Annotated in this window: 16 protein-coding genes; 6 read left to right on the top strand and 10 right to left on the bottom strand. The window is 71.0% G+C overall.

Going from position 1 to position 18,997, the window contains the following annotated elements; genetic code table 11:
• The first annotated feature begins 8 nt into the window (after window positions 1-8).
• Complete coding sequence (locus tag STARVERO_RS15735) at window positions 9-3,638, top strand: AsmA family protein (RefSeq protein ID WP_159599908.1); 3,630 nt, start codon at window positions 9-11, stop codon at window positions 3,636-3,638.
• Window positions 3,639-3,644: 6 nt separating this feature from the next.
• On the opposite strand, the gene serB is transcribed toward STARVERO_RS15735, so the two are convergent.
• A complete protein-coding gene (gene serB / locus STARVERO_RS15730) occupies window positions 3,645-4,538 on the bottom strand; it encodes a phosphoserine phosphatase SerB (RefSeq protein ID WP_159599906.1) in 894 nt (297 codons plus the stop codon).
• A 76-nt stretch (window positions 4,539-4,614) separates the two neighbouring features.
• Here serB and miaA point away from each other — a divergent pair, with 76 nt between their 5' ends.
• Window positions 4,615-5,538 (top strand): tRNA (adenosine(37)-N6)-dimethylallyltransferase MiaA, encoded by a 924-nt coding sequence (gene miaA / locus STARVERO_RS15725; RefSeq protein WP_200837832.1) that lies wholly within the window; start codon window positions 4,615-4,617, stop codon window positions 5,536-5,538.
• 19 nt (window positions 5,539-5,557) lie between these two features.
• Here miaA and STARVERO_RS15720 read toward each other — a convergent pair whose 3' ends face one another.
• The 4 genes from STARVERO_RS15720 to purE form a co-directional block, all read right to left on the bottom strand.
• A complete protein-coding gene (locus STARVERO_RS15720; protein ID WP_159599902.1) occupies window positions 5,558-6,031 on the bottom strand; it encodes a nuclear transport factor 2 family protein in 474 nt (157 codons plus the stop codon).
• A 23-nt stretch (window positions 6,032-6,054) separates the two neighbouring features.
• Window positions 6,055-7,029 (bottom strand): protein-methionine-sulfoxide reductase heme-binding subunit MsrQ, encoded by a 975-nt coding sequence (locus STARVERO_RS15715; protein ID WP_159599900.1) that lies wholly within the window; start codon window positions 7,027-7,029, stop codon window positions 6,055-6,057.
• A 120-nt stretch (window positions 7,030-7,149) separates the two neighbouring features.
• Entirely contained in the window at window positions 7,150-8,223 is a 1,074-nt protein-coding gene (locus STARVERO_RS15710) for a 5-(carboxyamino)imidazole ribonucleotide synthase (RefSeq protein WP_200837919.1), read from the bottom strand.
• Between the two features lie 11 nt (window positions 8,224-8,234).
• Window positions 8,235-8,744: a 5-(carboxyamino)imidazole ribonucleotide mutase gene (gene purE, locus STARVERO_RS15705; protein ID WP_144344126.1), complete on the bottom strand. Its 510-nt coding sequence runs from the start codon at window positions 8,742-8,744 to the stop codon at window positions 8,235-8,237.
• 292 nt (window positions 8,745-9,036) lie between these two features.
• Between purE and STARVERO_RS15700 the strand changes: the two genes are divergently transcribed.
• On the top strand, window positions 9,037-11,160 hold the full coding sequence (locus tag STARVERO_RS15700) for a L,D-transpeptidase family protein (RefSeq protein ID WP_159599896.1): 2,124 nt from the start codon (window positions 9,037-9,039) through the stop codon (window positions 11,158-11,160).
• 327 nt (window positions 11,161-11,487) lie between these two features.
• The gene (mepK, locus tag STARVERO_RS15695; protein WP_159599894.1) at window positions 11,488-13,056 is read left to right on the top strand and encodes a peptidoglycan L,D-endopeptidase MepK; all 1,569 of its coding nucleotides are present in this window, start codon (window positions 11,488-11,490) and stop codon (window positions 13,054-13,056) included.
• Between the two features lie 129 nt (window positions 13,057-13,185).
• On the opposite strand, the gene STARVERO_RS15690 is transcribed toward mepK, so the two are convergent.
• From STARVERO_RS15690 to STARVERO_RS15680, 3 genes are all read right to left on the bottom strand, one after another.
• A complete protein-coding gene (locus STARVERO_RS15690; RefSeq protein WP_144344129.1) occupies window positions 13,186-13,464 on the bottom strand; it encodes a DUF2312 domain-containing protein in 279 nt (92 codons plus the stop codon).
• A 188-nt stretch (window positions 13,465-13,652) separates the two neighbouring features.
• A complete protein-coding gene (locus STARVERO_RS15685) occupies window positions 13,653-13,955 on the bottom strand; it encodes a DUF1244 domain-containing protein (protein ID WP_159599892.1) in 303 nt (100 codons plus the stop codon).
• Window positions 13,956-14,027: 72 nt separating this feature from the next.
• Window positions 14,028-14,891, bottom strand: a complete 864-nt coding sequence (locus tag STARVERO_RS15680) for an N-formylglutamate amidohydrolase (RefSeq protein ID WP_144344131.1) — start codon at window positions 14,889-14,891, stop codon at window positions 14,028-14,030.
• A gap of 174 nt (window positions 14,892-15,065) precedes the next feature.
• Here STARVERO_RS15680 and STARVERO_RS15675 point away from each other — a divergent pair, with 174 nt between their 5' ends.
• Both STARVERO_RS15675 and STARVERO_RS15670 read left to right on the top strand, forming a co-directional pair.
• The gene (locus tag STARVERO_RS15675; RefSeq protein WP_144344132.1) at window positions 15,066-16,358 is read left to right on the top strand and encodes a glycerate kinase type-2 family protein; all 1,293 of its coding nucleotides are present in this window, start codon (window positions 15,066-15,068) and stop codon (window positions 16,356-16,358) included.
• The gene (locus STARVERO_RS15670; protein WP_144344133.1) at window positions 16,327-16,860 is read left to right on the top strand and encodes a DUF1036 domain-containing protein; all 534 of its coding nucleotides are present in this window, start codon (window positions 16,327-16,329) and stop codon (window positions 16,858-16,860) included. The genes STARVERO_RS15675 and STARVERO_RS15670 overlap by 32 nt, the downstream gene beginning before the upstream one ends.
• 250 nt (window positions 16,861-17,110) lie before the next feature.
• Here STARVERO_RS15670 and STARVERO_RS15665 read toward each other — a convergent pair whose 3' ends face one another.
• Together STARVERO_RS15665 and STARVERO_RS15660 are read right to left on the bottom strand one after the other, a co-directional pair.
• Window positions 17,111-18,640: a Do family serine endopeptidase gene (locus tag STARVERO_RS15665; RefSeq protein WP_159599890.1), complete on the bottom strand. Its 1,530-nt coding sequence runs from the start codon at window positions 18,638-18,640 to the stop codon at window positions 17,111-17,113.
• Between the two features lie 166 nt (window positions 18,641-18,806).
• Window positions 18,807-18,992 carry a DUF2065 domain-containing protein gene (locus tag STARVERO_RS15660; protein WP_144344135.1) on the bottom strand — a complete coding sequence of 62 codons (186 nt, stop codon included), beginning with the start codon at window positions 18,990-18,992 and terminating at the stop codon, window positions 18,807-18,809.
• Between the last annotated feature and the right edge of the window lie 5 nt (window positions 18,993-18,997).

Genomic DNA, 18,997 nt, shown 5'->3' with positions numbered 1-18,997 from the left:
GGAGTCGCGTGCAGAACCTGCTGCTGACCATTGCGAGCGCCATCATACTGGCCGTCGCGGCGGCTTTCGCCGCGCCGTTCGTCGTCGACTGGACGCAGTGGCGCTCCGTCTTCGAGGCGCAGGCGGCGCGTGCCATCGGCGCCCCGGTGGTGATCCGCGGCCCGATCGAGGCGCAGATCCTGCCCACGCCGCACATCGTGCTGCGCGACGTTTCGGTCGGCGTCGACGGCGGCGGCACGGGGATGGCGGCGGCGGAGCTTGCCGGTCATCTCTCGCTCGGCGCGCTGATGCGCGGCGAGGTGGTCGCCGACCGGCTGACCCTGACCCGGCCCCGCCTGCGCGTGGTGGTCGATGCCACCGGCAAGTTCGTTCTTCCCACCGGGGCCACGCGGGCCGCGGGCTTCAGCATCGCCGAACTGGACATCCGCGACGGCACGCTGGAACTCGTCGACCGCGCCAACGGGCGCACGCTCAAGCTCGACGACATGGACCTGATCGGCGCGCTCGGCGGTACGCTGGGGCCGGCGCGGCTCGACGGCGAAGTGGAGACCGCCGGCGTGCGCCGCCGGCTGCGCGCCTCGCTTGCGACCTTCGCGCCGGACGGCACGGCGAAGCTGCGGCTCGGCGTGCAGAATGTCGGCTCGCCCTTCAGCATCGATGCCGACGGCGTGCTCAGCCTCGCCGGCGGAAAGCCGGGCTTCCGCGGCCGCGCCTCGCTTGCCGCCGCCACCGATCCGGCGCCCGCTTTGCGCGGCGCCGACGGGAAGGCGCCGGCCGTGCCGACCTTCTCCGACGTGCTGAAGGGATGGAGCCTTGCCGGCACGGTGGAGGCAAGCCCGCAAGCGGTCAGCGCCAGCGACCTCAGCCTCACGCTGGAAGGAGCGCAGCGCCCGGTCGAGCTGACGGGCATGGCCAGCTTCACCGGCGGCAACGAGAAGCAGCCGGACACCCGGCTGGAACTGAAGCTCTCCGCCCGCCAGATCGACCTCAACGCGATGACCGGCGGTGCCGTGCCCCTGGCCGCCGTGGATGCGCTGGCCGCGACCATCGCGCCGTTGGCCGGGGTCGCCACCAGCGGGACGCTGGACCTGACCAGCGACACCGTACTGCTCGCCGGCGCGGCGATGCGCGAGGCACAGGCGGGGCTCGACTGGTCCCCGGCCGGCTGGCGGGCACGCACCATCGAGGCCCGGCTGCCGGGCGGCGCGCGGGCGGTGCTTTCCGGCAGCCTGCCGAGCGTGGCGGGCAAGACCGACCCGAACGCGGCGCTGTTCGGCGGAACCGTGGTGCTGGAGGCGCAGGACCTGCCGGCCTTCGCCGGCTGGGCGGCGCCGGAGGCGAGCGCGCTGGTGACCAACCTGCCGGCCGGCGCGGCCCGTCTCGCCGGCGAGCTCAGCGCCAGCGCGGCGCGCGTCGCCTTCGACAAGCTGGACCTCACCGCCGGCGACAGCCATTTCACCGGCACCGCCGCCTACAGCCTGCCGCAGGAGGGCGCGCGCGGCCGGCTCGACGCCGTGCTGGCCACCGACAATATCGACCTCGATGCCCTGCTGCCCTCGGCGCGACGGCTGATCGGGCTCGGAACCGAGCGCTTCGATCTTGGCCTCAGCCTGACCGGCCGGCAGGTGCGCTTTGCCGGCGCCGATGCGAAGAGCGTCGACGTCATTCTCAAGGGTGATGCCGAAGGGCTGGGCATCGAGCGTCTCGCCATAGACGATCTCGCCGGGCTGGACCTGACGGGCTCCGGCCGGCTCGCCGCTCCGGGCAGTGCCGAGGCGGGAGCCAGCGGCCGCTTCGAGGCGCAGCTTTCCGGCAAGCGGGCCGAAGGGCTGCCGGCACTGGCGCGCGCCTTCGGCCTGACGCAGATCGAGCCGTTCCTCACATCCGCCGGTCCGATGCTGGCGCCCGTCGATGTGCGGCTCGTCCTCGCCTCCGAGGCGGGACGCAGCAGCGTCGAGGCGGGCGGGCAGCTCGGCGGCCTGTCGGGCGCGGGCAAGATCGGCTTCGGCGCCGACCGGCGGCCGCAGGGGCGCGTCCAGTTCGACGCGAAGGACGGCAGCGCGGTGCTCTCGCGCCTCGGCGTTCCCGGCCTGCGGGGCAATCTCGGGGCGGGGCGGCTGGTCGTCGATCTCGGCGAGCGCGTCGACGCGACGCTGGCGCTCGGCGGTGCGAGCCTGCGGGGGCAGGGAAGCCTCGCGCTGGACGCCGAGGGACGTGTGCAGCCCGATCTCGCGCTCACCCTCGACGGCGCCAACCTCGCCGTACTGCTGAGCGATGTCGCGTCGGGCGGCGCGCGTGCCGTGCCGGCTAGCCTCAAGGGCACCCTCGGCCGCGACGGCGAGACATGGTGGGTGCGCGGCCTCTCCGGTTCGATCGCCGGCCAGCGGCTCGACGGCAGCCTCGCCTACGCGCCGGGCCAGCCGGTGCGGGCGGAACTGACGACGGCGAAATGGAGCCTGCCGCAGGCGCTCAGCCTCGTCGTCGGCGCCTCCGGCGGGGAGGGCTGGTCGAAGACGCGCTTCGGCACGCCGATGCTCGCGACGCTGGCGGCCGAGCTGGCGCTCAACGTCGGCCAGTTCGAACTGCCGGGCGGTCTGGCGCTTGGTGATGCCAGGCTGCGGGGCAAGCTTTCGGGCGGGCGCCTCGCGGTGGAGGAGATCGCCGGCCAGATGGCGGGCGGCAGCCTCGCCGGGCGCTTCAATCTCGGGCGCGAGGGCGAGAACGTCCAGTTCGACGGGCGGTTGTCGCTGGCCAATGCCGACGGCGCGGCGCTGCTGGCGGCCGCCGGGGCGAAGCAGCCGGGCGTGCGCGGCCGGGTGACGGCGACGCTGGACCTCACCGGACGCGGCAACTCGCCCTTCGTGCTGGCGAGCCGCCTCCAGGGGCAGGGCAATCTGGCGATCGAGGGGCTGGAGATCGACTATAACGATCCGACGGCACTGCAATATGTGATGCTGGCGACCGATCGCGGGTTGCCGCCCGACCGGCAGAAGCTGGTCCAGCTCTTCAATGAGGGGCTGTCGCGCGGCCCGCTGCGGCTGCAGCGGGTGGAGAGCGCCATCAGCGTCGTCGACGGCGTGGCGCGCACCAGCGCGGCGCGGATCACTGCCGGCGAGCAGCGTTTCGGTGTTTCCGGCATGCTCGACATTGCCGCGCTCGGCTTCGAGGCGACGCTGGAACTGCAGGATGTGGCGCAGGGGGGACTGCCCGCCGTGCCGGCGGCGGCGGTGCAATGGCGTGGCCCGCTGGCCGCGCCGGAACGGCGCTTCGACATCACCGCGCTGACGGCGGCCATCAACATGCGGGCGCTCGACCGCGAAACCAAGCGGCTGGAAGCGGAATTCGGGCGCACGCCGCTGACCGATGGCGGGCAGGCGACGGGCAATCCCGCCGTCGGGAGAGGCCGCGAGGAGCCGGCGCCGGCAGCGCCCGCCCAGCCGCCGGCTTCGCCCCCGGCCGCCGCATCGCCATCGCGTCCGGTGCCGCAGTCCTATTATTACGGGCAGTATTCCGCGCCCGGCGCCCAGATGCCGGGAGAACTCGCGCCGGGCAGCGCCGCGCCGCCGCTGGGGCCACCGGTCGATATTCCGGCCGATCCGCTGCAGAGCCCGATCATGGCGCCGCCGCTGGCGCCGTGAGGCGGCTCAGCCGGTGATGAATTCGTCGGCGGCGTAGCCCTGCAGATAGAGCAGGGCGGTAAGGTCGCCATGGTCGATGCGCACCTGCGCGGCGGCCGCCACGGCCGGCTTGGCGTGGTAGGCGACGCCGAGGCCGGCCTCGCCGATCATCGCGAGATCGTTGGCGCCGTCGCCCACCGCCAGCGTCGCGGCATGAGGCAAGCCGAGCGCCTGCCGCGTCTCGACCAGCGCGGCCAGCTTGGCTTCGCGGCCGAGGATCGGTTCCTCGACGAGGCCGGCGAAGCTCTCCCCATCGGCGAGCAGCACATTGGCGCGGTGGGCGTCGAAGCCGATCATCTCCGCGACGCGCGCGGTGAACAGGGTGAAGCCGCCGGAGACGAGCAGAGTGCGCGCGCCGTTCGCCCGCATGGTGCGCACCAGCGCCGTGCCGCCGGGGGTGAGGCGGATGCGGTCGGCGATCACCTCGTCGACGACGGCGAGCGGCAGGCCCTTGAGCAGCGCCACGCGCTCGCGCAGCGCCGGCTCGAAGGCGATCTCGCCGCGCATGGCGCGCTCGGTTATTTCGGAAACATGCGCCTTCATGCCGGCATAGTCGGCCAGCTCGTCGATGCATTCCTGCCCGATCATGGTGGAATCCATGTCGGCGAGGAAAAGCTGCTTGCGGCGTCCCTCGGCCGGCAGCAGGGCGACGTCGACGGGCACCGCGCCCAGCGCTGCTCGCACGGCGTCGATGTCGGTGGAGCCGGAGAAGCCGATTTCGGCGGCGATGCCGGGGCTGAGGAGGCGGGCCTCGCCGGGCGCGGGCAGCGCCGAGCGGGCCGCGGCGATCACCGCGGCATCGACCGCCGGGGCGGACGGATTGGAGATGAGGACGGCGACGTGGGAAGCGTGATCGGACATTGCGGCGACAGAGACCTTGCCGCCGGGCCGGCGACGGGCAAAAAGGCGGGATGAGACCCATGAAGCGGAGACGGGCGTGACCGGAAATGCTTCGCGCCCGCGCGCGGTGCTTATTGCAGGACCGACCGCGAGCGGCAAGTCGGCGCTGGCGCTCGAACTCGCGGAACGGGCGGGCGGCGTCGTCATCAACGCGGATTCCATGCAGGTCTATCGCGATCTCCGAGTGCTTTCCGCCCGGCCGACCGCCGGGGAGGAGGCGCGCGCGCCGCATCGTCTCTACGGCCATGTCGACGGTGCGCAGGATTATTCCGTCGCGCACTGGCTGGAGGACGCCCGGCGCGTCCTTTCAGAAAGCGAGGCGGAGGGACGCCTGCCGATCTTCGTCGGCGGCACGGGTCTCTATTTCAAGGCGCTGACGCTCGGCCTTTCACCCATGCCGGCCATTCCCGCCGAGGTGCGGGCCCGCGTGCGTGCGCTTGCTCCCGAAGCGCCGGCCCTGCATGCGCGTCTGGCCGCCGTCGATCCCGAGACCGCCGCGCGCGTGCGCCCCTCCGACACGCAGCGGCTGATGCGCGCGCTGGAAGTGTTCGAGGCGACGGGCCGTCCGCTGGCGCGCTGGCAGGACGAACGTGCCGAGCCTCCGGTGCTGGCGGCGGACCAGGCGTTCAAGCTCTTTCTCGCCACCGACCGGACGGTGCTGCGCGCGCGCATCGCCGAGCGCTTCCACGCGATGATGGAGGAAGGCGCGCCGGAGGAGGCGAGGGCCCTGCTGGCACGCGACCTGCCGGCCGACCGGACCATCCTCAAGGCGCATGGCGTGCCGTGGTTCCGGCGCTGTTTCGCCGGCGAGATCACGCAGGACGAAGCGGTGGCGGGGGCCATCCTCGACACACGTCATTACGCCAAGCGGCAGGACACCTGGTTCCGCCACCAGCTCGAGGGCTGGACGGCGGTGACGGCCCCGGAAGCCCGGAGGCTTCTCGAAGAGGTGTCATCCTGATGTGCGCTTACCGGAGTTCCTAAAGGCCAAGCTCCGACAATCCGGGATGATCGGCCGGACGCGGACCGGAGCGGTCCCAATGAAACTTGCGCTCGCTTTCCCTGATCGGCAGGTCGTTGATGCAGGCGTAGCGGCGCTGCATCAGGCCGTTTTCGGCGAACTCCCAGTTCTCATTGCCGTAGGAGCGGAACCAGTTGCCGGAATCATCGTGCCATTCATAGGCGAAGCGCACGGCGATGCGGTTGTCGGTGAAGGCCCAGAGTTCCTTGATCAGCCGGTAGTCCAGCTCCTTCGCCCATTTGCGGGTGAGGAAGGCGACGATCTCCGGGCGGCCGTTGATGAACTCGGCGCGGTTCCGCCACTGGCTGTCCGGCGTGTAGACCCGCGAGACGCGCTCGGGATTGCAGGAGTTCCAGCCATCCTCGGCGCCGCGAACCTTCTGGATCGCCGTCTCGCGGGTGAAGGGCGGGAGAGGCGGGCGTGTTTCCGACATGAGTCACCTCTGGCGAAGCGCGCTCAGGCCCGTGCCGTCCGTCGAACGGGCAGCGGGCGCAGGCGCAGGGTGAAGGCGCTGGCGACGGCGACGGCCGCTCCGAGGCCGGCGACCCACCAGGCGGGGCGGATGGGATAGGAAAAGGCGAGGTTGGCGGCCAGCACGCGCGCCGGGTCGACCCCCGTCGCGGCGAGATACCACCCGGCTTCGAGAAGCGCCGTGGCGAGGCCCGAGAACGCGGCCAGCGCGAGGAGGGCGGCGAGGTTGCTACCGTAGCCATGGCGTTGCAGCACGCGCCATCCCATCAGCCAGACGAAGAAGCCGGCCATCAGCGTCGGCTCCGTCACGTCGAGCTTCTGCTGCATGAAGAAATGCAGGATGCCGAGCGCCGTCACCGGATAGACGAGCATCTGCAGCCGCGACCAGCGCTCGGCGCCCATGCGCCGCACCGCGCCGTCCCAGGAGGTAGCGGCGAGCGCGATCAGGCCGAGCACGGCGGCGAAGCCGATGGTGAGATAGATCCGCAGCACGATCTCGCGCGCGGCGGTCGACAGGCTCGCGGTGTCGATGAGGTAGAAGGTGAAATGGACGCCGACGAGGAAGGCGGCGCCGAGGCCGAGCGTGCGCCGGGCGTTGAGGAGCTTCGGCCAGTTGAACAGCCGCCGCGCCGGCGTCACCGCCAGCGTGACCAGCAGCAGCCGGATCGACCAGTCGCCGACGAAGCGGATGACCTCGATCAGCGGCCGGGCGGTCAGCGCCGGGTCTTCCCCGAGGGCGCCACCGCCGAGGCCGGGACCGGCCCCCAATCCACCGCCTGCAAGTCCACCGCCTGCAAGCCCACCGCCGCCCAATCCGCCGCCGACCCCGAAAGGGTCCTGCGGCGCGAAGCCGCCGCTCAGGGCACGGGCGGCCAGCAGGGCAAGGGGAAACAGGACGACGACGAGCGCGCCGATCTTCTCGGGGCTGAGCTTGCCGGAATTCTCGCGCAGGAAGGGCATGGGCGGACCGTGAGCGTTGCGATGCCCATCATTACGCCGGCCGGTGTGGCGATCTTACAATAACGCACCCGCACTTTCGCGTGAGACCGGCGGCGTGCGCCGCCGGCGCGCGGCGGTGGTTCACTCCTCGAAGATGCGCGTCACATGGCCCATCTTGCGGCCGGGACGGGCTTCTTCCTTGCCGTAGAGATGCAGGTGGGCGCCGGGCTCGTCGAGCACGGCGAGCCATTCGTCGGCCTCGTCGCCGATGAGATTGGTCATCTCCACCCGGCCGAGCCGCTCGACCGCGCCGAGGGGCCAGCCGGCGATGGCCCGCACATGCTGCTCGAACTGGCTGGTGACGGCGCCGTCCAGCGTCCAGTGCCCGGAATTGTGCACGCGCGGGGCGATTTCGTTGACGATGAGGCCCTGCGTGCCGTCCACCACCACGAGGAACATCTCGACCGCGAACACGCCGACATAGCCGAGCGCCTCGCCGATGCGCCGCGCGATCTCCCGCGAGACCGCCTCGACGGCCGGGGTTACCTCGGCCGGGACGGTGGAGCGGTAGAGAATGTGATGGCGGTGCTCGTTCTGCGTCACCTCATAGGCGGCGAAGCGCCCGTCCCCGGTACGGGCGGCGACGACGGAGACCTCGCACTCGAAGGGCACGAAGCCTTCGAGGATCGCCGGCTGGTGGCCGATCGCGGTGAAGGCGGCGGCGAGATCGTCGCCCTCGCGGATGATCACCTGTCCCTTGCCGTCATAGCCGAAGCGGCGCGTCTTCAGCACCGCCGGCCGGGCGATCTCCTGGAGCGCCTGCTCCAGCTCCGCCACGCTGTTCACCGCGGCGAAGGGGGCGGTCTCGATGCCGAGGCGGGAGACGAAGGTCTTCTCCTCCAGCCGGTCCTGGGTGATGCCCAGCGCCTTCGCGCCCGGATGCACCGGCACGTGGCCGGCGAGGAAATCGGCGGTGTAGACCGGCACGTTCTCGAATTCATAGGTGACGACGTCGACCGACCGGGCGAAGCGCTCCAGCGCGGCGAGGTCGTCATAGGCGGCCTGCGTGTGGGTGCTGGCCACGTCGAAGGCCGGGCTGCCGGCCTCCGGCGCGTAGATGTGCGCCTTCAGCCCCAGCGGGGCGGCGGCGAGGGCGATCATGCGGGCGAGCTGGCCCCCGCCGAGAACGCCGATGGTGGCGCCGGGCTTCAGCATGTAGGACGCGTTCACTCGGGCCGCTCCGTCACGGCGGCGGTGCGCGCCGCCCGCCACTGCGCCAGCCGCTCGGCCAGGGCCTCGTCGGAGACGGCGAGGACGGCGGCGGCGAGCAGGCCGGCATTGGTCGCCCCGGCCTTGCCGATGGCGAGGGTGCCCACCGGGATGCCGGCGGGCATCTGGACGATGGAGTAGAGGCTGTCGAGACCGGAAAGCGCCTTCGATTCCACCGGCACGCCGAAGACGGGCAGGGTGGTGAGCGAGGCGACCATGCCGGGCAGATGGGCCGCGCCGCCGGCGCCCGCGATGATGACCTTGTAGCCGGCCGCCTTCGCGCCCTTGGCGAAGTCGTACATGCGGTCGGGCGTGCGATGGGCGGAGACGATGCGGCAGTCATGGCCGACCCCCAGCGCCTGCAGCGTCTCGGCCGCGTGGCGCATGGTCTCCCAGTCCGACTGGCTCCCCATGATGATGGCGACGGGCCGCCGGTCGGTGGCCGTTCCGGCCGTCAGGTCGCTCATTCTCTTGCTCGTACCCCCGCGGGAAAGGCGCGGATTATAGGAATCGCGGCATCTTCGGCAAGGGATGACGGGGCGCCCCGCGTTTCGTTCTCCCCAATGTCGCGCGGAACGAACATGCTTAACACGACCTTTACTCGCGCAGGGCAAGGTGCGCGCTGGAGATCGGCCGGATTCGGACACTCTGCCGTCATCGTGAGTTGTACGGTTGAGGGTTCGCGTTGGAATGTAGTTGGATACCCAAGGGCGTCCCTACGGCCGGTCCGGCGTGGTGAGAGAGGAAGCGGAGACATCGATGTCCGGTCGCGGCGAGTATGGTGCGGGGCGTAGCCACGGCGTGCAGCCTTCGGGAACGCGGCGCCTGAGGGGCGCGGCGGCGCTGCTGCTGTCGGCGGCGACAGGCCTGGGGCTGGCGACCTTCAGCGGCAAGCTGACCGGCAATCCCTTCACGGCACGGGCGCAGGAGCTGACCGGCGCCGCCATCGCCGTCGATCGCGCGGGCAGCGGCACCGGCGACACCGTGGCGGCCTTCGATTCGTCCTCGGCCGGCATGCGCGACACCGGACATGCGGCCTCGCCCCTGCCGGTGGTCGCCGACGACCACGCCCCCTTTGACATGGCCGGCGAGCGCCGCCGCGTGGGACCGGCGCCCGGCGCCGCTCTCGCCATGCATGCCGAGCCCGCCCCCTTCGCGCTGCAGGCGGATGTGCCCGCCGAGCCGGCGGTCGGTCGCGGCGCGCCGGAGACCGGAACCGGCACGGCGACGCCGGGCGCGGCTTCCGGGAACGCGGCGACGCCCGCCACTCCCGCTCCGGCGGCGGCGACGCCCGGTGCCACGCATCCCACCGCCGCCAGCGTCCCGGACGCGGCCGCGCCGGGAGCCACGGTGCCGGCACGCCTCACCGAGATGATCGGCAATCAGCTCATCCGCTTCACCCCCAATGTGGGAGAGCAGCAGGCGCTGGCGGCTTTCTACGGCGCGCGGGGCTATCAGCCGGTCTTCACCGGCGGCAAGGGCATCGCCCCGCTCGGCCAGATCGCGCTCGACCAGTTCGCGGCCTCGGCGGTGGAAGGGCTGAACCCCGCCGACTACCTCGTGCCGGCGCTGCCGGCCTCGCCGAGCGATACGCAGCTCGCCGAGATGGAACTGCGCCTTGCGGCGACGACGCTGCTCTATGCGCGCCATGTGCAGAGCGGGCGTTTCGACCCGAAGATCATCTCCAAGGACGTCGATCCGAGCCCGACCGTTCCGGACCCCGCCGCCGTGCTGGCGACGGTGAGCACGGCGCCCAATGCGCGCGCCGCCTTCGAATCCTTCGCCCCGCAATATGACGAGTATCGCCTGCTCAAGACCCAGCTCGCGCGGCTGATGACCGAGGGTCAGGCGGTCTCCCACGCGGCGATCCCCCCGGGTCCGTCTCTGCGTCCGGGCGACAATGATCCGCGCGTGCCGCTGCTGCGGGCGCGGCTCGGCATCGGCGGCGCGCCGGAGGATTCGGTCTACGATCCGATGCTCGTGGACGCCGTGCGCGAGTTCCAGCGCCTGTCCGGCCAGAGCGCGGACGGCATTGTCGGCCGCGGCACGCTGGCGGCGCTGAATGCCGGGGCCAGTGGCGACCGGCTCCACGACATCGTGGCCAACATGGAACGCTGGCGCTGGGTGCCGCACGACGTGGCGCCGGTCTATGTGATGGTGAACATCCCCGAATACATGGTGCGCATCGTCGTCAACGAGCAGGCCGTGCACGAGACCCGCGTGGTCGTCGGCAAGCCCGAGAACCAGACGCCGATCATGTCAGAGAACATGCAGTACGCGGTGTTCAACCCGTCCTGGAACGTGCCGCCCGGCATCATCCGCAACGAGATGCTGCCCAAGCTGATGGCCGACCCCTATGCGCTGGAGCGCCAGGGCATCGACGTGGTGCGCAACGGGCGCATCATCGATCCGGGCTCGGTGAACTGGAGCCGGGGCGCGCAGGGCTATTCCTTCCGCCAGGCACCGGGCGAGCGCAACGCGCTGGGCCGCATGAAGTTCATGTTCCCGAACAAGCACGCGGTCTATCTGCACGACACGCCGAGCCGCTCGCTGTTCTCCCGCGACCGCCGGGCCTTCAGCCATGGCTGCGTGCGCGTGCACGAGCCGCTGGCCTTCGCCGAGGCGCTGTTCGCCGTCGGCTCGCCGGGCGAGGGGTGGAGCCAGCAGCGGCTGTCGCGGCTGGTCGGGGGCAATGAGAAGTCGCTGCCGCTCAAGCAGCGCTTCCCGGTGCACCTCGTCTACTTCACCACCTATGTCGACGGCACCGGCCAGCTGGTCACCCGCGAAGACATCTACGGCACCAACGCCGCGACCAAGGCGATCCTCGGCCTCGACGGCACGCGGCGGGTCGCCGATCGCGGCGCGGCGGTCCGCCCGCGCTGACGCCGTCTGCTGGCGCGGAAGGCTCATCCTCGCTTCTCGCATGTGCGAAGGCGCCTGTAGCGCGCCTTCGCGGGGCTGCGTGCACAGTCACCTGTGGCTCATTTGACACGCATCAGAGAAAAATCCGGCGATGTGTGATGAGCTGTCGAAAATTTGACGGTGCGGCACTCTTTTGCCACAGTCGCTTCTTAGCCAGAGAGGCAATAGGCGTGGGGGTGAGGTCGTAATGACCTCTTAACCAAACCCGAGAAGACTATGTTCACCATGTACGGCCCGGACGTGTTGTCCGTGTCGTCTCAAGGAAACGTTCAGTTCGGGTTCCGATTCGTGCGCATCAATCTCGCTCTTCGCTCCGGAAAGTCTGTCGCCGCCGTCGCGCTCGCCGTGGCCGCGACGCTGTGCAGCGCGAATTTATTGCAGGACGCCGTCGCGAACGGCGACACGCGAACGCTGAGCTTCCAGCACGTCCATTCCGGCGCCAGCGCCACCGTCACCTTCAAGCGGAACGGCCGCTACGATCCGGCCGCGCTGAAGCAGCTCAACATTCTCATGCAGGATTGGCGCCGCAAGGAGCCGACCAACATGGACCCCCAGCTCTTCGACATCGTCTGGGAGGTCTATCGCGAGGTCGGCGCGACGCAGCCGATCCAGGTGATCGGCGGCTACCGCTCCCCGGCGACCAATTCCATGCTGCGCTCGCGCTCGCGCGGCGTGGCCAAGTCCAGCCAGCACATGCTCGGCAAGGCGATGGACTTCTACATTCCCGGCGTGCCGCTGGCGAAGGTCCGCGAGGCCGGGCTGCGTCTGCAGCGCGGCGGCGTCGGCTTCTACCCCACCTCCGGCTCGCCCTTCGTGCATATGGACACCGGCGGCGTGCGCCACTGGCCGCGCATGACCCGGCCCGAGCTCGCCCGCGTGTTCCCGGACGGCAAGACCGTGCACATCCCGGCCGACGGCAAGCCGATGTCCGGCTATGCGATGGCCCTCGCCGATATCGAATCGCACGGCTCGCGTGCCGGCGGCGCCGGTGCCGCCTTCGCCTCGAACAGCCGCGGCACCGCTTCCGGCAAGCCGGCCAAGAATCTCTTCGCCGCCCTGTTCGGCAAGGATGAGGACGAGGAGGAGAGCGCCGCCCCGGTCGTCGCGGCTGCCGCTCCCGCCAGGCCGGCGCCGGCGGCTGCCCCGGCCGCGGATGACGAGGAAGCCCCTGCGGCGCCCGTCGCCGTCGCCTCCGCCGCGCCCGTGCCGCGTCCCCAGCCCAATCCGCTGTCGCGCGTCGCGGCCCTCGAGCCCACCGCGATCCCGGCTCCGGCCGACAACCGGGCGGAGCTGGCGGCGCTCGCCGCCGCCGTCCCGCTGCCGCAGGCGCGTCCCGCGCAGGCGCCGGACGCGACCATGGTGGTCGCCAGCGCCGGTGCGCCCGTGCCGCGGCCGCAGGCCCGTCCCGGCGACGCCGGCGGCCTGCCCGAGCTCATCGTGCGCGGCACCGACGGCGCCGGCCCGGCGCTCTCCTACGCGGACGCCACCGCCCCGCTCTTCCCGTCCGAGCGCCTCCAGCCCGGCCGCGCGCCGGCCGGCGCGGCCGATGCCGCCCGTCCGACCCCGGCGGCCGCCGCTCAGGCGCGCAACAAGCGCCGCAGCCACTCGGCGGACATGCTGGCGGAGATCCGTCGCCTGTTCAGCGGCCCGACGGTGGCCAACAACGTCAACCTGCGCACGCCGGAGCTGCACCGTTTCGCGGCCTTCGTGGCGCCGCCGCGCCAGGTGGTGGAGACGCATTTCGGCACCGATGGCACGAACGGCCTGTCGACCACGCAGTTCACCGGGGCGGCGATCGTCGCGGTGCCGGTGGTGGCGATGGTGTCGGGGCCGGCGCCGATCAAGAAGCGCCTGTGAGGCACCGCCCGCCGCCGCGTGGGCGTCAGAGCGGCGTTTCGACCTGATCATCAAACAAAAAGCCCCGGGAACGGCCTGTTCCCGGGGCTTTTTGTTCGGCGGCAGCGATCGTGCCGGAGAGCGGTGGCCTCAGCCGACCATGCCAAGCGCCTGCAGGTAGAGATCGACGATCGCCTCATGCTCGGCCCGCTGGTCGGCATCCTGCTTGCGGATCTTCAGGATCTCGCGCAGCGCCTTCACGTCGAAGCCGGTGCCCTTGGCTTCGGCGAACACGTCCTTGATGTCGTCGGAAATGGTCTTCTTCTCCTCCTCGAGGCGCTCGATGCGCTCGATGAAGGATTTGAGCTGCTCCTTGGCGAAGCCGGCGGCGGCGTCGGACAGCGGCTGGTCGTTGGGAATATCGGACATGGTCTCTCCAGGGCGGCGGGCGGAGCCCGGCGTCTAGAACATAAATCGGGCGGCGATCAGGAACGGAACAGAGCCGGCCCGTCAAGGCGCGGATGGTGCCCGAGGGCCGCAGGCCCGCCGCCTACGCCCGCTATCCACTGGCAAAGGGGCGGGTTCGGCGCCGGACGGGCCGCACGGGGCAGGAGGGGTCAGTGCGAGCCCGGCCCGGTGAAGGCGGCTTTCTGCTCGGGCGTCGCCTCGGCCTGATAGGTGGCCTTCCACTCCTCATAGGGCATGCCGTAGACGGCCACGCGGCTGTCGTCCTTGGTCAGCGGCACGCCGCGTTCCCTGGCGGCGTCGAGATACCAGTTCGACAGGCAGTTGCGGCAGAAGCCGGCGAGATTCATCAGGTCGATGTTCTGCACGTCGGTGCGCGCGCGCAGATGCGCGACGAGGCGGCGGAAGGCGGCGGCTTCCAGCTCGGTACGGGTCTTGTCGTCGAGTTCGCTCATTGTGTGCCTCCCGGCATGGCGCGTGCGGTGTGGCGCGTGCGGCGTGACGTCTGCGACGTGGCGCCGTCTTCGCTAGATAGGCGGAACAGGGCCGGTGCGCGAGCCGTAGGAGCGCACTTCGTGCAGTTCGGGCCGGGCGAGCAGTGCCGGCAGCAGGCCGGCAAGGCGGTCCGCCCACCGGCGCTGGCCATCCTCTTCCGCGATCAGATCCTGCCGGATCTCCAGCAGCGTATGGGCGAGGCCGCGCAGCGTGCCGTGGCGGAACAGGCAGTCGCCGCGCAGCGCGCCGTCATAGGGCTCGTTGTCGCCGACGATGAGGTCCCCCGGCGCCCTGAGCCCGTCGATCAGCTCGCGGCTGAGGCGGGGATCGCTGTCCCACAGCACCGCGGCGTGCCAGGGGCGCGCCACGCCGCGCCAGACGGGTGTGAAGCTGTGCATGGAGAAGATGGCGGGCACGATCCCCCGCTCCAGCGCGGCGTCGATCTCCGCATCGATGGCGGCGTGATAGGGGCGGTGAAAGCGGGTGAGCCGGCGCTCGATCTCGTCCGCGGCGGCGTGACGGTTTCCAGGAATCACCGCGCCGTCCGAAAGGCGCATCACCAAGGTCGGGTCGTCCTCGCCGCGGTTGGGGTCGATCAGCAGCCGTGAGAAGCGGGTGAGCAGCGCCGGGCAGCCGAGCCGGTGCGCCAGCATGCGGGTGACGCCGGCGGCGCCGATATCGTAGCCGATGTGGCGGTCCAGTTCGGCCTTGGGCAGGCCGAGCGAGCCATAGCCGGGGGGCAGCGCATTCGAGGCGTGGTCGCAGATCAGGATGAGGCCGCTCTCCAGCCCGCCGGGGATCCGCTCGAAGGCGGCGAAGCCCGGTGCGGCACGGTCGGGCTGTTCCCTTCCGGCGAGATCATCCGTCGCAAGGTCTTCCGTCGAGAGGCGGCGCATATTTCCCCGTGGGCTTCGACTAAGTACGGAGAGGATAGTGACGTGGGGCTCCCCGTGCCATAGGAATACGCCCGTTTCGCGTCGTGCGGCGGATTCGAACCCGTTCGCGCGCAATAATGCAAGGCCGGCCGGTGACACTGGCGGGGAGCCCCTTTCGGGGCGGGGTAGGGTGTGATGACGGACGTTTCGGCGCGTGCCTTTCTTGATCGGCTGTTCACGGCGGCGGTCGCCGCCGCCCATCCCGCGACGTGTCTGCCTCCGGCCCTGCCGCCGCCGCCCGCGCGCGGCCGCCTGATCCTGCTGGCCGCCGGCAAGGCGGCCGGCTCCATGCTGGAAGTCGCCGAGAAGCACTATCTCGACGAGCTCGGCTTCGACCCCGAGCGGCTCGCCGGCATCGGCGTCGCCCGCCATGGCTATGGCCGCCCGACGCGGCAGCTGGAGATGGTCGAGGCGGGGCATCCGGTGCCGGACGCCGCCGGGCTCGCCGGTGCGCAGAAGGCGCTCGACCTTGCCGCCTCGGCGACCGCCGACGATCTGGTCCTGGTGCTGCTTTCCGGCGGCGCCTCGGCCAACTGGATCGCCCCGGCGCTCGGCGTCGAGCTGGACGACAAGCGCGCCCTGACCCGCGCCCTGCTGCGCTCGGGCGCCAACATCACCGAGATCAACACCGTGCGTAAGCACCTCTCGCGCATCAAGGGCGGCCGTCTCGCGGCGCTGGCCCAGCCGGCGAAGGTGGTGACGCTCTCCATCTCCGACGTGCCGGGCGACGATCCGGCGGTCATCGGCTCCGGGCCGACCGTGCCGGACCCGACCACGCTGGCGGAGGCGCGCGACGTGCTGGCCCGCTACCGCATCGACCCGCCGCCCTCCATCGCGGTGGCGCTGCGCGATCCGGCCAATGAATCGCCCAAGCCGGGCGACGCGGCTTTCGCCAATTCCGAATACATCCTCATCGCCCGTCCGGCGGATTCCTTCGTGGCGGCGGAGAAGCTGGCCCGCGAGGCGGGTGTCGAGCCGGTGCTGCTGGGCGACAATCTCGAAGGCGAGGCCCGTGAGGTCGCGGCCGCTCAGGCGGCAAAGGCGCAGGAGCTGAAGGCGGCCGGCAAGAAGGCGGTGCTGCTCTCCGGCGGCGAGCTGACCGTGACCATGCGCGGGCAGGGGCGCGGCGGCCCGAACCAGGAATACGCGCTGGCGCTGGCGGTGGCGCTCGCCGGCGCGCCGGGCATCTACGCGGTGGCCGGCGACACCGACGGCACCGATGGCGGCGGCGGCGATGCCAGCGACCCGGCGGGCGCCTATGTGCTGCCGGATACGCTGGCGCGCGCCAAGGCCGCCGGTCTCGATCCTGCCGCCTTTCTCGCCAATAACGATTCCACCAGCTTTTTCGAGCCCCTGGGAGACCTGCTGAACCCGGGTCCCACCTGCACCAACGTCAATGACTTCCGAGCGGTCCTCGTCGACGAGTAATAGCGCTGCCGCCGGCAGGAAGCCCGGCCGGGCCGCCCTTGGCGCGCTGCTGCCGGTACTCCTCGCGGCGCCGGTGCTGCTTGCGCTGATGCCGACGCCGGCCTCGGCGGATTTCCGCCTGTGCAACCGCTCGACCAGCCGCATCGGCATCGCGCTCGGCTACAAGGACGGCAATGCCTGGGCGACCGAGGGCTGGTGGAACATCGGCCCCAACAGCTGCGAGACGCTGCTGCGCGGCGATCTCGTGGCGCGCTTCTATTACGTCTACGCCATCGACTACGATCTCGGCGGGGAATGGGCCGGCAAGGCCTATATGTGCACGCGCGAGAAGGAGTTCACCATTCGCGGCATCGAGAACTGCCTGGCGCGCGGCTATGACCGCACCGGCTTCTTCGAGGTGGACACGCAGGAACAGAAGAGCTGGACCGTGCAGCTCACCGAGCGCAAGTCGCAGCAGGCGGGCGCGCCGCCGACCGCCCCGCTGCCGCCGAAGAAGCCCTGACGGGCGGGCGTGCGCACCTGCCGTTTTCTCCGGCGCTTTCCTGAAAAGATGATGCGATTGCCGGGCTGATCGGACGGTGCCGTGTCGGCTGCCGTCATGGGCGCACATGGCTTGCACGCATGGCTTCCGGCGATCGCCGGTGTCGTGGCGGATCGAACGCGGTGCTTGCAGCCATGGTTCCCCGGGCCGGGCCCGGGGATAAGGCTTGGGGATTATCGGTGAGGCCGAGGCGCCTGCGGGCGCCTCGGCCTCACTCGATCGGCAGGGCGGTGAAGCGGACCTGGCCCTCGGCGTCGGACAGCATGAGCAGGGCGGAGCGCCGGCCCTCCTTCTTGAGCGCCGCCACGCGGTCCTGCACTTCCTTCGGCGTCATCGTCGCTTCCTGATTCACCTCGACGATGAGGTTGCCCGGCGCGATGCCGCGCTCGGCAGCGACCGAGCCCGGCTCGACCGTCATCACCACGACGCCCTTGAGCTCGTCCTTGATCTTGAAGCGGGTGCGCAGCTCGGGCGTCAGCTCGGCCATCTCGACGCCGAGCGCCTTGGTCGTGGCGACCGGGGGCTGCGCGTCCGGCTTCTGCTCGGGCGTCTCGGCCGCGCTGTCCTTGGTCTCTTCCTCGTCGAGGCGGCCGACGACGAGCTTGAGCTTGTGCTCCTCGCCCTTGCGGATCACCACGACCTCGACCTGCTTGTCGACCGGCGTGTCGGCCACGATGATCGGCAGGCCGCGCATGTCCTTCACTTCCTTGCCGTCGAAGGTGACGACGACGTCGCCGGCCTTGAGGCCGCCCTTGGCGGCGGGGCCTTCCTCGGTGACGCTGCCGACCAGCGCGCCGCGCGGCTTGCCGAGCGACAGGCTCTCGGCGATCTCCGGCGTCACCTGCTGGATGCGCACGCCGATCCAGCCGCGCCGCGTCTCGCCGAACTCCTTGAGCTGGGCGATGATCGGCACGGCGGTGTTCGACGGCACGGCGAAGCCGATGCCGATGGAGCCGCCCGACGGCGAGATGATGGCGGTGTTGATGCCGATCACGTCGCCGTCCATGTTGAACAGCGGGCCGCCGGAATTGCCGCGGTTGATGGCCGCGTCGGTCTGCAGGAAGTTGTCGTAGGGCCCGGAGTTGATGTCGCGGTTGCGGGCCGAGATCACGCCCACGGTGAGCGTGCCGCCGAGGCCGAACGGATTGCCAATGGCCATCACCCAGTCGCCGACGCGCAGAATGTCGGAATTGCCGAACTTCACCGCCTTGAGCGGCTTGTCCTTCTCGGGCGTCACCTTGAGCAGGGCGAGGTCGATCTTGGTGTCGCGGCCGACCACCTCGGCCTTCAGCTTGGTGCCGTCGGAGAAGTTGGCGAAGATCTCGTCGGCGTCGGCGATGACGTGGTTGTTGGTGACGATGTAGCCGGTCGCGTCAATGACGAAGCCCGAGCCGAGCGAGGAGACGCGGCGCGGGGCGTTGTCCTCGCCCTGCTGTTGGCGGCGCTTGAAGAATTCCTCGAAGAACTCCTCGAAGGGCGAGCCGGGCGGCAGCTCCGGCGTCGGCACGCCGCGCGAGGGGGCGACGGTCTGCGAGGTGGAGATGTTCACCACCGCGTCCATCACCTGGGCGGCGGTGTCGGCGACCGTGTCCGGTCCCTTGGTGGCAGCGGCGAGCGTGGCAGTCGGTGCGGCGAAGGCGGATGCGACCATCAGGCCGGCGGCGGCAAGGCCGCGCATCAGGCGGCGGCCGCAGGGCGGCGCGGGACGGTTGCGAACGATACGCTCAACACGCTGAAACATAAGGCCTCCTAGGTGCCGCTGCGCCGCAGGGGCGGTGCCGCCACGCCGAACAAGCGGCACGGCTGCGCGCCGTGCGCCGCGATCCGACCGACGCTAACCCGCGCCGGGCGTGATGCAAGCCAAAAGCGCGCGAGGCGGGAGGCGTGCGGCTGACCCGGAAACCGGATCAGCCGCGGATCAGCCACACGATGAGGACGCCGAGAATGGCACCGCCGATGCCGGCGATGCGCAGGGGCATGTCGGGCACCTGTCCGATCGCCTCCGCGGCGTGGCGAACCGCGCCGGGGATGGCGGCCAGCATCAGTCCCTCGATCACCAGGACGAGGCCGAGGGCGACGACGAGATCGGACATTGCCC

It is taken from the genome of Starkeya nomas, assembly GCF_902703545.1.
GTDB lineage: Bacteria > Pseudomonadota > Alphaproteobacteria > Rhizobiales > Xanthobacteraceae > Ancylobacter > Ancylobacter moscoviensis.
This window is presented reverse-complemented; position numbering and strand designations above follow the sequence as displayed.

What these genes read in the sequence shown, in the direction of transcription:
- STARVERO_RS15720 (WP_159599902.1), bottom strand. Translation starts at nt 6,031, where the DNA reads ATGTCGGAAACACGCCCGCCTCTCCCGCCCTTCACCCGCGAGACGGCG.
- STARVERO_RS15685 (WP_159599892.1), bottom strand. Translation starts at nt 13,955, where the DNA reads ATGAGCGAACTCGACGACAAGACCCGTACCGAGCTGGAAGCCGCCGCC.
- STARVERO_RS15660 (WP_144344135.1), bottom strand. Translation starts at nt 18,992, where the DNA reads ATGTCCGATCTCGTCGTCGCCCTCGGCCTCGTCCTGGTGATCGAGGGA.
- purE (WP_144344126.1), bottom strand. Translation starts at nt 8,744, where the DNA reads ATGAGCGACCTGACGGCCGGAACGGCCACCGACCGGCGGCCCGTCGCC.
- STARVERO_RS15690 (WP_144344129.1), bottom strand. Translation starts at nt 13,464, where the DNA reads ATGTCCGATATTCCCAACGACCAGCCGCTGTCCGACGCCGCCGCCGGC.
- STARVERO_RS15700 (WP_159599896.1), top strand. Translation starts at nt 9,037, where the DNA reads ATGTCCGGTCGCGGCGAGTATGGTGCGGGGCGTAGCCACGGCGTGCAG.
- STARVERO_RS15665 (WP_159599890.1), bottom strand. Translation starts at nt 18,640, where the DNA reads ATGTTTCAGCGTGTTGAGCGTATCGTTCGCAACCGTCCCGCGCCGCCC.
- STARVERO_RS15715 (WP_159599900.1), bottom strand. Translation starts at nt 7,029, where the DNA reads ATGCCCTTCCTGCGCGAGAATTCCGGCAAGCTCAGCCCCGAGAAGATC.
- STARVERO_RS15710 (WP_200837919.1), bottom strand. Translation starts at nt 8,223, where the DNA reads ATGCTGAAGCCCGGCGCCACCATCGGCGTTCTCGGCGGGGGCCAGCTC.
- STARVERO_RS15670 (WP_144344133.1), top strand. Translation starts at nt 16,327, where the DNA reads ATGACTTCCGAGCGGTCCTCGTCGACGAGTAATAGCGCTGCCGCCGGC.
- STARVERO_RS15675 (WP_144344132.1), top strand. Translation starts at nt 15,066, where the DNA reads ATGACGGACGTTTCGGCGCGTGCCTTTCTTGATCGGCTGTTCACGGCG.
- STARVERO_RS15680 (WP_144344131.1), bottom strand. Translation starts at nt 14,891, where the DNA reads ATGCGCCGCCTCTCGACGGAAGACCTTGCGACGGATGATCTCGCCGGA.
- serB (WP_159599906.1), bottom strand. Translation starts at nt 4,538, where the DNA reads ATGTCCGATCACGCTTCCCACGTCGCCGTCCTCATCTCCAATCCGTCC.